The organism is Dolichospermum sp. LEGE 00240, from assembly GCF_015207875.1.
Lineage (GTDB): Bacteria > Cyanobacteriota > Cyanobacteriia > Cyanobacteriales > Nostocaceae > Dolichospermum > Dolichospermum gracile.
Map to the genome: position 1 here is coordinate 1 of NZ_JADEVZ010000011.1, position 13214 is coordinate 13214.

At 39.5% G+C, this 13214-nt stretch carries 12 protein-coding genes; 4 read left to right on the forward strand and 8 right to left on the reverse strand.

Annotated features, from left to right (window positions below; all coding sequences use genetic code 11):
• Positions 1 to 640 precede the first annotated feature (640 nt).
• Both dapB and IQ226_RS05495 read left to right on the forward strand, forming a co-directional pair.
• Positions 641 to 1477, forward strand: coding sequence for a 4-hydroxy-tetrahydrodipicolinate reductase (dapB, locus tag IQ226_RS05490; RefSeq protein ID WP_193893063.1), 837 nt, complete (start codon positions 641 to 643; stop codon positions 1475 to 1477).
• Between the two features lie 189 nt (positions 1478 to 1666).
• Complete coding sequence (locus tag IQ226_RS05495; protein ID WP_193893066.1) at positions 1667 to 2356, forward strand: phosphate ABC transporter permease; 690 nt, start codon at positions 1667 to 1669, stop codon at positions 2354 to 2356.
• A gap of 60 nt (positions 2357 to 2416) precedes the next feature.
• Here the strand turns inward: IQ226_RS05495 and IQ226_RS05500 are convergent, their stop codons facing one another.
• The 5 genes from IQ226_RS05500 to IQ226_RS05520 all read right to left on the reverse strand — a co-directional run bounded on the left by IQ226_RS05500 (position 2417) and on the right by IQ226_RS05520 (position 6198).
• A complete protein-coding gene (locus IQ226_RS05500; RefSeq protein ID WP_193893069.1) occupies positions 2417 to 3046 on the reverse strand; it encodes a precorrin-8X methylmutase in 630 nt (209 codons plus the stop codon).
• 105 nt (positions 3047 to 3151) lie between these two features.
• Positions 3152 to 3961, reverse strand: coding sequence for a TPM domain-containing protein (locus IQ226_RS05505; RefSeq protein WP_193893072.1), 810 nt, complete (start codon positions 3959 to 3961; stop codon positions 3152 to 3154).
• Positions 3962 to 4275: 314 nt separating this feature from the next.
• Positions 4276 to 4689, reverse strand: coding sequence for a hypothetical protein (locus tag IQ226_RS05510; RefSeq protein WP_193893075.1), 414 nt, complete (start codon positions 4687 to 4689; stop codon positions 4276 to 4278).
• A gap of 11 nt (positions 4690 to 4700) precedes the next feature.
• Positions 4701 to 5057: a YtxH domain-containing protein gene (locus tag IQ226_RS05515; protein WP_193893078.1), complete on the reverse strand. Its 357-nt coding sequence runs from the start codon at positions 5055 to 5057 to the stop codon at positions 4701 to 4703.
• A gap of 166 nt (positions 5058 to 5223) precedes the next feature.
• Positions 5224 to 6198, reverse strand: a complete 975-nt coding sequence (locus IQ226_RS05520) for a sucrase ferredoxin (RefSeq protein ID WP_193893081.1) — start codon at positions 6196 to 6198, stop codon at positions 5224 to 5226.
• Between the two features lie 784 nt (positions 6199 to 6982).
• Between IQ226_RS05520 and IQ226_RS05525 the strand changes: the two genes are divergently transcribed.
• Positions 6983 to 7951, forward strand: a complete 969-nt coding sequence (locus IQ226_RS05525) for an ROK family protein (protein WP_193893085.1) — start codon at positions 6983 to 6985, stop codon at positions 7949 to 7951.
• Between the two features lie 192 nt (positions 7952 to 8143).
• Here the strand turns inward: IQ226_RS05525 and IQ226_RS05530 are convergent, their stop codons facing one another.
• From IQ226_RS05530 to IQ226_RS05540, 3 genes are all read right to left on the reverse strand, one after another.
• Positions 8144 to 10753 (reverse strand): peptidase domain-containing ABC transporter, encoded by a 2610-nt coding sequence (locus tag IQ226_RS05530; protein WP_193893089.1) that lies wholly within the window; start codon positions 10751 to 10753, stop codon positions 8144 to 8146.
• 32 nt (positions 10754 to 10785) lie between these two features.
• Positions 10786 to 11544, reverse strand: coding sequence for a peptidylprolyl isomerase (locus tag IQ226_RS05535; RefSeq protein WP_193893092.1), 759 nt, complete (start codon positions 11542 to 11544; stop codon positions 10786 to 10788).
• A 255-nt stretch (positions 11545 to 11799) separates the two neighbouring features.
• Positions 11800 to 12558, reverse strand: a complete 759-nt coding sequence (locus tag IQ226_RS05540) for a TIGR00297 family protein (RefSeq protein ID WP_193893094.1) — start codon at positions 12556 to 12558, stop codon at positions 11800 to 11802.
• 130 nt (positions 12559 to 12688) lie between these two features.
• On the opposite strand from IQ226_RS05540, the gene IQ226_RS05545 reads away from it, so the two are divergent.
• Entirely contained in the window at positions 12689 to 13090 is a 402-nt protein-coding gene (locus IQ226_RS05545; RefSeq protein ID WP_193893097.1) for a DUF423 domain-containing protein, read from the forward strand.
• The last annotated feature ends 124 nt before the right edge of the window (positions 13091 to 13214 follow it).

The window sequence follows — 13214 nt, forward strand, 5'->3', positions numbered from 1 at the left end:
CACACTGATCCCTTCCCGAACTCAGAGGTGAAACGCTGCTGCGGCGACGATAGTTTGGGGGTAGCCCCACGTGAAAATAGCTCGATGCCAGGTTTATTTTTTCATCCAACAATGCCTCCTCTATTTACTTAGAGGCGGTTTTTGTTTTTGGCACGCTTTTTTAGCGATGACTGCGGTGATTGACTGGAGTTTGGACTAATTTATTCGGCTAAAGCTTCAGACGCAAGCTGAGAGAAGGTTTCAGGCTTTAGAAGTCTCCTTTGGATTCGTAAGTTCCAATGCTTGTCTAGTAAGGGTTTCAGGCTATGGAAGTCAATTTAGTCCAAACTCAAGGATTGAATCCATTGCTATTTATCCCACATTCATATGATGGCAAGTTAGTGAGCGTGCGTAAGTCCTATCATCTAAATAATGTAATAACTGTACAATCAAAGATAGGATCATCGTCAATGGTTAGAATCACTCTTTGATGATCATTAAATTTTAAAGCATATATAGTCGAATCATAGGAATGATTAAGTTTGATATTTCTAAGTTGTTCGCTACTTTGATAAAATAACATCTTATCTTTAGATAAGGTTTCAAAATACCGATTCATTTCTTTAATTTCTTTGTTGAATTAAAAATAATTGTTAAATCTATGAGCAATCAAACTTCTATTCCGGTTATTGTCAATGGTGCTGCTGGTAAAATGGGACGTGAAGTAATTAAAGCAGTAGCAAAAGTATCTGATTTGACTTTAATGGGGGCAATTGACACAACTCCCGAACATCAGGGTAAAGATGCGGGGGAACTGGCGGGTTTAAGTGAACCATTGGAAGTACCAATTACGAATCAATTAGAGCCAATGTTGGCGTATGTGGCTGGGGAGAGACAGATGCAACCGGGGGTATTAGTTGATTTTACTCATCCTGATGCAGTTTATAATAATATTCGGTGTGCGATCGCCTATGGAATTCGTCCAGTTGTGGGAACTACAGGTTTCAGTCCGGCACAACTCGAAGAATTAGCCGATTTTGCCGAAAAAGCCAGTACCGGTTGTTTGGTGATTCCTAACTTTTCCATTGGTATGGTACTACTCCAAGAAGCTGCTGTCAGAGCTTCCCAGTATTTTGATCATGTAGAAATTATCGAACTTCATCATAACCAAAAAGCTGATGCCCCTAGCGGTACAGCCATTCAAACTGCTCAACTATTAGCGGAAATGGGTAAAACTTTTAATCCTGCTATTGTGGAAGAAACGGAGAAAATAGCCGGAGCTAGAGGCAGTTTAGCAGACGAAGGGATTAGAATTCATAGTGTCCGGTTACCAGGACTAATTGCCCACCAAGAAGTAATTTTTGGCGCAGCAGGACAAATTTATACCTTACGTCATGATACCAGCGATCGCGCCTGTTATATGCCAGGAGTAATATTAGCCATTCGCAAAGTTAATCAGCTAAAGTCATTAGTATATGGGCTAGAAAAAATACTTTAAAAGCAAGGAGTCAGGAGTCACCGAGTCAGGAGTCAGAATAATAATATAGAGAGAAGTGAAATTTTCTCAACCTCATCAAAGTTGACTCCAAAAGCCATGATGATCTTGACTCCCATATTCTCTATCCTGAATCCTTACCTTAAAAATTGTGATTTTTCCATCCAAAAGCCAAAATCCAAAATGTAAAATATGCTGGTTCCCTTAACTCGCCAAAAATTTGAACAAATCATCCCCCTAATTGCTTCTGGACCACAATATAAATACTATTGGGGGAAAGTAAGCAGTTTTGTGCAACGGATACTAATTTCTGTAGTTATCTTAGCTATACTACTGCTGATACAATTCTTGTTTAGATTGGAATTTGGATTAATATTCTTTTTTGGGGTATTTGGCGCTTTCTTTTGGCTTTGGTATCCTATATTCCAAGCAAGTATACGCAATAGAAAATGCCGCCGTTACAAATACAGTGGCTTTTTTCGGGGACGAGTGTTAGATTGGTGGATTACAGATCGGTTAATGGGTAAACAGGAAACCGTTAATAGTAAAGGTGAGTTAGTCATCATCGAAAACCGCGAAAAGCGGATTAACTTAGAAATAGGCGATGACACAGGGTTTGCGGTGGAGTTTGAGGCTCCACTACGTAACGCTCACAAAGTCATTGCTCGTGGACAAATAGCTGAAATGGTAGTCATGTCCAATAGCTCTGATTTAAGTACCATTGAAGAATTCAGCGATATATATATTCCTAGTCGTGATTTGTGGGTAAGTGATTATCCCTATGTTCGTAGAGACTTTTTCAATGAAGTTAGTATGCGCTTGCGTGCAGACCAGGAAAGAAAACCCCGCCGTCCTTCGGCAAGACAGGAAGGGAGAGAATAGGTAATAGGTAATTGGTAACTATTTCCCCCTGCCCCCCTACTCCCCTGCTCTGCCCCTACATCATCCGCTTACATTTCTATCCTGTCCATAAGCTTGCCAAGCCAAATCCACCAAACCATCAACAATGGCAGCAGCTACGACAGCGTTACCCTTGCGACCTTCAACAGTAATATAAGGAACTAAGGATTCTTGTAATCTTTCTTTTGCGGTTTTTGAATTGATAAAACCTGCTGGGGTAGCAACTATTAAAGCGGGTCTAATTTCTTCCGCTTCAATTAATTCAACCAGTGCAGTTAAGGCTGTTTGCGCTTGACCCACTACAAATATTCCTTCGGGGTAACGCCTAGCCAGAGTTTCAATGCCCCAAGCTGCACGGGTTTTTTCCTTTTGGGGTCGTGTTAGTGCTTCCATACTGCAATATACTGGATTAGCAAACGTACTTTGAATATCGTGGGATATACCTACCTGTACCATTGGCGCATCTACCACGATAGTAGTTCGCGCAGCTAAAGCGGCTGCTCCAGCTTGTAATGCTTGTTCTGAAAACCGAATCAAGAATTTATACTCAAGATCGCCTGTAGCATAGACTACGCGACGGACAATTTCATACTCTGCTGGTGAAAAAACATGATCACCAATTTCATTATCAATAATTGCCAAACTTTGAGCATCAGTTACGTGCCATTCCATTGCTATTTAGCTTCTTATATATTAGCCTTCAGCTTATCAGTATTTTGGATTTTGAACTGTAAAATTGCAAATTTCCCTTCCTAATCCCTATTCCCCAGTCACTTTTCAGAATTCAGCATCGGGGGAAGTCCGATTCAACATGGGAGATAAATAAGCTACTAAAGCACCAATAGCAAAGGCGGAAACATTGCGGACAAGAGGCAACCAATCGCTTGTACGGGTAATAACTGGAGCAATACCGAAGGCAATAAATAACATTCCCCATAAAGGTGAGAAAATTAATGCCCATTGCCAAGCAACTATTTTTTTATCATCACGGGGTTGGGCGGCGAAACCACAAATAATCCCGCCAACAGCGGAGGTAACAAGGGTGAGTATCCATTGTTCTCTAGGTAGTCCTGGAACGACGTTACAGCCACCTTTAAGTAAACAACCTTTAACTGAATTTAGAGCCTGGAGAATGGCTTGATCTTCTCCTTCTTCACGAACAAAGTATAAGTTACCAAAGCGGGTTTGTAGTTCAATCCAGAAGGTGCGAGGTAGGAACTCATAAACTGCATCACCCACACTAAAGCTGAGGATGTTACCACCACGAGCATCTGCTACCAAAAGAATGCTTTTATCATCTAAACCCCAGTATTTAATCACTGCTCTACCTGGGGTACGGTCGTACTGAGTTAGAACGCGCAGTTTCCAGCCAGTGTCAGTTTCAAACTGTTCTAATTCTTTAACTAGCTTTTCTTCCTGGGGGTCGGGGAGAGTTTTTGCTAAATCTACTACTGGTGTTACAAAGCTAGGTAGTAAATCGGGATTTTCATAAGCTAGGGCTGATGGGGAATTGATTGCCCAAATTGAGCCAATAAAGCAAAATGCGGCAATTGATACTAAAATTCGTCGCCAAAAACACAGGTGCATGAACGTTTTTATACTATAAAATCAGAAGGATAATGTAACAAGTGCTTTTTAAAGCGTAATGTAAAAGTGATATTTCTTTACACTTCTTTACTTTACTCTAATATTTAGGTATCTCAACAAAATCTGATCGAGAAATTGGAACAGAAGTCGGGAGTCAATACTTGTCGGTTAAGGAAATGTAGGTTGGGTTGAGCGACAGCCAAACCCGACAAAATCCATGATAATGTTGGGTTATGGCTATGGCTCCTACGTCGCCACGCAAGCTATCGCCACACTATGGCTAACGCCTCCCGTCAGGGATACGTGAACGTTGCTCATTCGGTTTTTGGATTGATAAGTGTTTTTGGATTTTTCCTGGTATTTTCCTGGCGTGTGAAACTTTTCCAAGCGGCTTTAAAGCCGACTATGACGCTACGAGCGCCGATTTGCACAGTTTCTGCTTGTTTCTTGGCATTGTCTAGGCTTTGATCAAATTGCTTAACAACTTGACCGGCGCTTTTGACACCTTCACTAACATCTTCGGTTAAGTCTGTTATTTCTATGCTTGTGTTGCGGATAGCGTTGAGAGTGGGTGGTAACTCCCGTGAAAGGGTGTCAAAGAATTTTTCGGCACTACGAGCGGCACGGGCTAATTCCTGCAAAGCGGGGATGGCTGCCACTAAAACGGTTGTTAGACTGACAGTAACTAGGAGGATGGATAGTCCCAGCCAAAATAAAGGATCAATCACGGTGATGGCATTTATGAACGTTCTAGTTTTTCAGTCAGGGAATCTGTGTTGTTTGGGGTGTTGCGGATATCAACAGTATTTTGTTTGTGGAAACTTTGGCTTTCGTCTACACCAACAGCGATCGCTTCCCGCAATCTATCTAAAGTTTCTTCCCAGTTTTCCAGAGTGCTACTAGAAAGACGATCTGCCTGAATTTGCACACTAGTAGAAATATCTTCCGCTAATTCGGGGATAGCATTGGCAGATTTTTTAATTAGTTTACGGGTTTCGCGGCCTGTGCGCGGAGCAACTAATAAACCGACTAAAGTGCCGATAGCTGCTCCTAACATCAAACCACCAATAAAGATTCCAGAACGGTTGTTAGACATTTTTTTATTTTCCTACTCCATAAAATTTAATTTTATACAGGAGTATAGTTTTCTTTTAAGTATGTACTTAAATTAATGAGGTACAGGATCTAAATTCAAAGCCGGACAGCCAGTTTTACTCCTGACTCCTGACTTCTGACTCCTGACTTCTGACTCCTGCCATATTTTAACTATAAGTTGCCACTTTCTTCGCTACCAGCCAAAGATTAGAGATAGCATATTTCAAACATACTGTTTCTTTGGTAGCATGACAAGAAACCTTAACTGTTTGTGTTTTTAGATCATCTTTTATAAGTTTGGCATGATAAGTGTAGAGAGTACCGGCAGGTTGTTCAAAACTCAACTCACCAATAATTGTATGATTATCTAAGCTTTTTTCGATGATTTTACCTGTTATTTGATAGTTAAACCAATCCCAACCTAAACGCAGCATCAGTTCTCTTTCCAAGATTTGCAGAGGATTTGGTAATATTCCCCAACCACGATAAACTTTATGTAAACATTGTATATCCCCAGTATGAGTAAGAATTGATTTAAAGGTATCTTGATCGAGGATACCATAATATCTTCCTTGGGGAAAATCTATAGCTGTAGGAGCAAATCTATGTCCACCAAAGTGACTTGATTTCCAAATTCTGATGTGATTTAACTGTAAATCAGCAATTGTATTTTGAGAGTAAAAGTAAAAAGGATTGCCATACCTAGCACAACATTGATCATGGCTCCCATGAGTACATATTAAGATATCTCTGGTAATACTAGATTCTATTTCATAATCAACACTCATTCCTGCTAACCATTTACTGACAATTCCGGCGACTTGTTCAATATTTGGTAATTTAAATTCTTGTTTTCGGTATCCTTGACTTAATCCCTGTTGCTGTTGATAAATTAATAGGGTTGTTTCTTGTACTTTATGGGATTCATCATTGGCAATTAATAGAAACCGAATTGGTAGTTGAGATCGGGTGACATTTTCTACTAAACTACGTAAGTTATCTGGTACCCATTTAGATTCAAAGGCCTCATAAACCCAAGGGGCAGGACATTCTATTAAAATGTAGGTTTGGTAGTTGGTAGCACTACCAATGATATCTTCTTGGATTTTTCGTGAATTATCTGCACAAAAAAGTTTATTCATTTACACTTACTCAAATAAAAAGTTAATGGTCAATGTTGCGATAAAATCCTGATTTTTAAAGTTGCTTTTCCCTAAATAAATCCTATTCAAATAATTATCTCAAAAACTATTCAAAAAGATACAATAATTAAAAATACAGCATTATTTTATCATTGATATAGGAATCCGGTTTGATTCTGTGAATTTACTTGTGTGGTCAGGGAACTCTTAACTGGGAACAGGGAACAGGAAAGACAGAATTGATACCTACTGAGTCTTGTATGGCTACGCCACGCAAGCTATCAAAAATCAAATAGGAGTCCTATAGGAGTTATTTCTAGAATGGGTACGGTTAACTTATAACTTGTTTGTCTGGATACCCGAATAGCATACATTCGCTAGTTAGTAAATTATATCTTAATTTATTCATATTGCGAAATATTCTCAATTGATTGCTAAAAAAATATAAAGCTGTCAGTCTTTATCTTAAACTAATCATGTATTTTGATGCCAGCCTAATCTAATTAATTAGGTGAATTCTACAAAAATACATCTTTGTATTAATTTATTCTTCATGAAATTTAACAATGTCCATAGTTTAACAGAAATTGAGGATGACTATGATTGGATTTACAAATGTAATGAGTTAGGTTACATAATAGAACACAAGCGTGATGAATATAGAAATATTTTATATCCAAATAGTGAAGACGGTTTCATAATGAACTACAGCAAAATTGTTATTAAGTAATAATGAATGGTGAATGGTTGATAGTTGTTTCGTAAACCCCTTATTTTTAATAATATGACATTAATTTTAGCTCTAGACTTTGGCGGGACAAAATTGGCAGCAGCAACAGTTAAGGCTGGTGGGAAGGAATGGTTGGATCATGAATCACGATTTTCTCCCACAAATGGTGATGCTTTGACTGATTTAGAAATTATGCGATCGCTCATTGATTCCGTGCTAAAAGGGAGAAAACCGGATGCTATTGGTGTCAGCTTTGGTGGTCCAGTGGATGCCACCACAGGTTTAGTCCGCTTATCTCATCACGTTCCCGGCTGGGAAAATGTTCCCCTTAAACAAATCCTCGAAGAAGATTATCACGCACCCGCCAGTATAGATAATGATGCTAACGTTGCTGCCGTTGGTGAACATCGTTTTGGGGCTGGTCAAGGATATGATAGCCTATTTTACATTACCATTAGCACAGGTGTCGGTGGCGGCTGGATACTTGATGGTAAGCCTTGGCGAGGTGCATTAGGCATGGCGGGAGAAATTGGACATATTGTGGTTGATCCTAGAGGTCCATTATGCTTATGTGGAAAACGGGGATGTGTAGAACGTTTAGCTTCTGGTCCCTACATGGCGCAAAATGCGCGGGAAATGTTGGAAAAAGAACCATCCAGCACCAACGGTAAAATCAGGGGGGACGTACTCAGATATTTGACTGGTAATGATCTTAACTTACTCACAGGCAAAGTCGTCAGCACCGCAGCAGCCAACGGAGATGAAATAGCACAAGAAGTATTATATAGGGGTGCTTGGGCTTTGGGGGTCGGTATTGGTAATGTCGCCAACCTCATGAATCCCCAACGGTTTGTTTTAGGTGGTGGTGTTACCAAATCTGGGGATAATTTCTGGACTGTGGTGCGAAAAGTGGCTAGGGAAACCGCACTCCCAGAGGTGAATTTTGAGGTTGTGCGGGCATTATTGGGTGATGATGCACCTTTATGGGGGGCTGTGGCTTTGGGGTTGAATGTTTTGGATTAAGGAATTTGCGGATAGACAAACAAATTTAACCTACACATAAGATGGGAATTTGATGTAGGGGTAGCGCCCCCGTGCCTACCCCGTGTTTAGGGCAACCATAGGGGGTTTGCCCCTACCCCGTGTTTAGGGCAACCACAGGGGGTTTGCCCCTACTCCGTGTTTAGGGCAACCACAGGGGGTTTGCCCCTACTATTAAATATTCGCTTGTTGTCTTTGATAAAGTGACCAATACAAACCTTTTTGTTTTAAGAGTTCTAAATGTGTTCCTCTTTCAGCTATTACGCCTTTTTCCATGACTAAGATTAAATCAGCACGTTTGAGGGGGGCAAAGCGGTGGGCAATTAAGAACACTGTGCGATTAGAGGAAACATTTTTGAGGTTTTGCAATACTTGTTGTTCGGTTTCACTATCTAAGGCGCTGGTGGCTTCATCTAAGATGAGAATTGGTGCAGATGCTAAAAATAATCTGGCTAATGCTATGCGTTGTCTTTGCCCTCCAGATAATGCTGTTCCTCTTTCTCCTACGTTATTTTCATAGCCGTAAGGTAGTTGACTAATGAAGTCATGGGCTACTGCTAATCTAGCGGCTTCGACAACTTGTTCGGAGGTAATATCTGGATTTCCTAATGTGATGTTTTCCAAGATTGAACCATTAAATAAAAAGTCTTCTTGGAGAACTACACCTATTTGTTGTCTTAAAGATGCTAAGTCAGCACTTTTGATGTCAAATCCATCAATGAGGATGCGTCCTGACTCAATTTGATAGAGTCTTTGGAGAAGTTTAGAAAGGGTACTTTTTCCTGAACCACTTCTGCCGACAATGCCGACAAATTGTCCTGGTTCAATGTTAAAAGAGATGCCTTTTAATACTGGTTCGGTGTTGGCATGATAACGAAAAAAAACTTGGTCAAAATTAACTTCACCTTTGAGGGGTGGTAATACTAATCCTGTGCCGGCTTCTGTTTCCGGGGCAGCGTTGAGAATATCACCAATTCTATCTACTGATAATAACACTTGTTGGAGATTTTGCCACAACTGGACTAGCCGTAATAGAGGACTTGTCACTCTTCCTGATAACATTTGGAAGGCGATTAATTGACCAATAGTTAGTTGATGATCAATGACTAATTTTGCCCCAAACCACAGGATAATTAAGGTAGAAAAGTTAGTGAGAAAGTCACCAATATTACTGCTAATATTAGATGTGGTGGAAGCTTTAAAACTGGTACGAATGAAGCGGGCAAATAAACCTTCCCACCGTTCTCTTGCCACTGGTTCTGCGGCATGGGCTTTAACAGAATGAATGCCGGTGATTGTCTCAACTAAAAATGATTGACTGTCCGCACTCCGGTTAAAGGTTTCATTTAGCCAATTTCGCAAAATCGGTGTAGCGATAATAGTTAAAGTGGCAAATAATGGTAAGACGGCTAAGGCTACAAATGTTAGAGGAATGTTATAATAGAACATCAATCCCAGGTAAACTACAGCAAAGATACTGTCAAGAATGACGGTTAAAGCTGTGCCTGTGAGAAATTGGCGAATTTGTTCTAATTCCTGGACTCTAGCGACGGTATCACCCACTCTCCGCGACTCGAAATAAGCCAAGGGTAAACGCATTAAATGGCGAAAAAGTTGGGCTGATAAACTTAAATCTAAACGTCGGGCTGTGTGGGTAAAGATGAATAGCCGCAGCATACCCAGGATAGATTCAAATGTCGCCACAAACAAGAGGGCGATCGCCATCACATCCAAAGTAGCTAAACTCTCCTGTACCATCACTTTATCAATGATGACTTGAGTAATTAATGGAGAAGCTAAACCCAATAATTGCAAGGTAAAGGAAGCTAATAAAACTTCACCTAACAACCCTCGATATTTCCAAACTGCGGGAGTAAACCAAGCTAAATTAAATTTCTCCTGCTGGGAAATTAGTTCAGTTTGCCATAATGTCCCATCCCAACAATTCTCTACCACAGATTGAGGTAAATGTTCACAAATATAATCAGGATTTTGAGGATTGGCAACAATTAAAAAATCGCCTTTCATTCCATAAGCTACAGCCCAATTAAATTGGGGATTTTTATCTTCCTGATTACCTTGATTCCACAACAATACAGCCGGAAAAGATAATTGGCGTAATTCATGCCAATTAACCTGTAATTTCCGCAATACTAACCCTAATTTCTCCCCTGCTTCTACCAGATTTTTTGGCTTTTGTCCTCGCAACTGACGTTGTACCCATTCTAATTGCACAGGATTTTGTAAATATTGCGCCACCATTGTTAAACAAGCTGCACCTGTATTTCCACTTCCCACAAAGGGATAATTAGAAATTGTGGGTTGTTCCCATTTCGCAGGATGTGAAGGTGAAGAAATGGGAGAATTAGGAACTGGTAAAATAGTTTCAATTTCTTCTAACTCTGCTGAATTATTCCAAAATTCATTAACTTGAGGATTTAAAACCTTTTTCCACAAAGCCGAATTCCAACACACAACTATAACTTCCTTACTAGCAGCTACAGCTTTACAATCAGCAAATAATGGTTGACAGTTACCAAACCAATCTCCTGTTTGTAAAGTAGCTACGGTTTTATTTTCTTCTTCCTCTCGTAAACGCACTTTACCAGCGACAATCAAAAATTGATAGTTTCGCTTGCCAAAAGCATCACTACCTAATTTTTGTGACCAAATTTTTTCGCCAAGTTTGTAGTTATGTATTTCTGCTTGCTGTTTTAATTCGTTTTGTTCTTCAGCATTTAGCCAGGATAGTGGCGGTTCATTCCAGGGTAAATTGTTTAACACATTTATTCGTTAAAATTGATTATTTAGAAGTTTTAATGCAATTGAATTTTGACTGTCAGATTTTGAATCTTATCCCCTAGCCATTTCTCAAATAACTCATTTTTTAGTGATTGTTGTAATTGAGTATCTTCTAAAGATGCTGGAAGAATTTGTTCTAATCTAAATAAAGCAAAACGTCCTTCTATTTCTATGGGATTGATCAATTTTCCAGGGGTGGTTGAGTCTACAGCCGCACGTAATATGTCTGGTATCGTCCCCCGACTAATTGGTCCCATCATGCCATTAAATACTCTTTCATCGGCTAATGAATACTCTTTTGCCAGTTGTTCAAAACTACTTCCTTCTTCAACTTGAGTTTGTAGTTCTTCTGCTAATTCCCGACTTTCAACTAGAATCCGCGACAGGATAACTCTATCCAAATAAATTTTCTTTTCAATAAAGTATTCTGGTAATTTTGATTCTGTGACTAATTCTTTGAGTTTCTCTAACTGAAAGCTAAAGGTAATAGATGTATGAAAAGTTGTATAATCTGTACCATTGCCTATTAGCCATTCTTGAAATTTTTGGGCATCAGTTAGTTGATTTTTCAGCCGAAAATCAATAATTGTCTGCTCAATTAAGGTGGAACTAATCTCAATATCTGTTCTAGCACTAATTTCTTTTTCAATTACGTGCTGACGCAGTACGTCACTCATGAAATTTCCTAGTCTACCAGATATTTGTAAGTATTTGACTACTTCAGTTAGGGTAATTTCCTGATCATTTACAGTTAAAAAAGATGAAGATTCCATGAAGTGATTCTCAGGATTATGCTAACACATCTATAAGACTTTCCATTAAATAATGGAGAAAACAGTAGAAAAATATATCTAGTGATAATAAAGATTCTGCTGTCAGATCCCCGACTTATTTAAGAAGTCGGGGATCTAATCTATAATGATTTTAATGATAACTATTTTTAAATCTGTAAGCCGGATAACAAAAATAATAATGTTGGGTTTCCTTGTGTCAACCCAACCTACGAAGATTGTAATTTTAGTCAACAATTAAACAAAGATACTTTGGTAAATTAATGCCAATATTATCGCCACAGTTGCACCAATTAGGGTATTAAGGATATTGACAACCTCATTGGTCAGCCAAGTATATTTAGATTGCAAAGTCGCACCAATGACACTTTCTAAATTTGTAGCGACAAATGCGGCTATGACACTCCAAATAACACCCAGAGGATTAATTAAATTTACACTCCAGCCAATGAGTGCGATCGCTATTGATGCTACCATACCAGCTAAAGTCCCTTCTAAACTTACCGCCCCTTCTGTCCCCCTCGGAACTGGTTGGAGTGTCGTAATTAAAAAGGTCCTTTTACCATAGGCTTTACCAACTTCACTGGCTGTAGTATCAGATAGTTTGGTACTAAAACTGGCAACATAACCCAAACATAACAAATATTTAAAATCAGGTAAAAACAACACTCCCAACCCACATAAAGCCGCTATTAATGCTGAACCCCAAACGTTTTCTGGACCTCTTGCACCGGCACGTTTTTCCGCAATTCCGGCGGCTTCTTTTTCCGCCATACCAATGCGCGTTACCCCAGAACCAACAATAAAATAAAATACCACCACTAGATATCCCTGCCAACCTAGTGTTCCCCAAATGATTACTCCTAATAATCCAGCATTAAGTATACCTGCCGGGGTGAGCAATTTTTTGGGAATAATTGCAACTATTCCTAGGAAAATTGCATTTAAGCCTACTCCCATTAACCAGGGATTAATAGAATCTATTAAAGATAACATCTGTGATAAATTATGAGTATTTTCAGATAGCCAAACAATATTTAGATAAGAAAGCTAAAGAATTCAATGGGAATTTTCAAGTAACTGAAGAAGAGGCTCTATTATATCATTTTGATGTTTAATAGGTCAGATGACACAGTTTTTTTTAACTATAGCCGCTATTTTCGGCGGTTTGTCCGTTGCGGGTGGTGCCTTTGGCGCTCATGCTTTGCGGGAAAAAATTAGCGATGCCTTCGGCGAGCGCAGCTATCGCTCTTTAGAAATATTTGACACTGGGGCTCGCTATCAAATGTATCATGCTCTGGCGCTTTTGTTGGTCGCCATCCTCATGAGTCGTTTAGAAAGTCCCCCAAGGACGCTTTTAGTCAGTGGTTGGTTATTTATTATTGGTGTGGTGATTTTTTCCGGTAGCTTATATGCTCTGAGTTTAACTAGTATTAAGTCTTTAGGCGCAGTTGCCCCATTAGGAGGATTGGCATTAATGCTGGGTTGGGCTGCTTTAGCTGTGGCTGGTGCAACCATCAAGTTTTAATCCGTAGCAAATGGGAAATGGAGTCTAAATTATCACTTGAAGTACCCTGTTTCCTCTTGCCTGCCACCTTTTCTGTCTTATGTATTGAACAGTTGGTGACATCAAATAGGTAGAATATTACCGC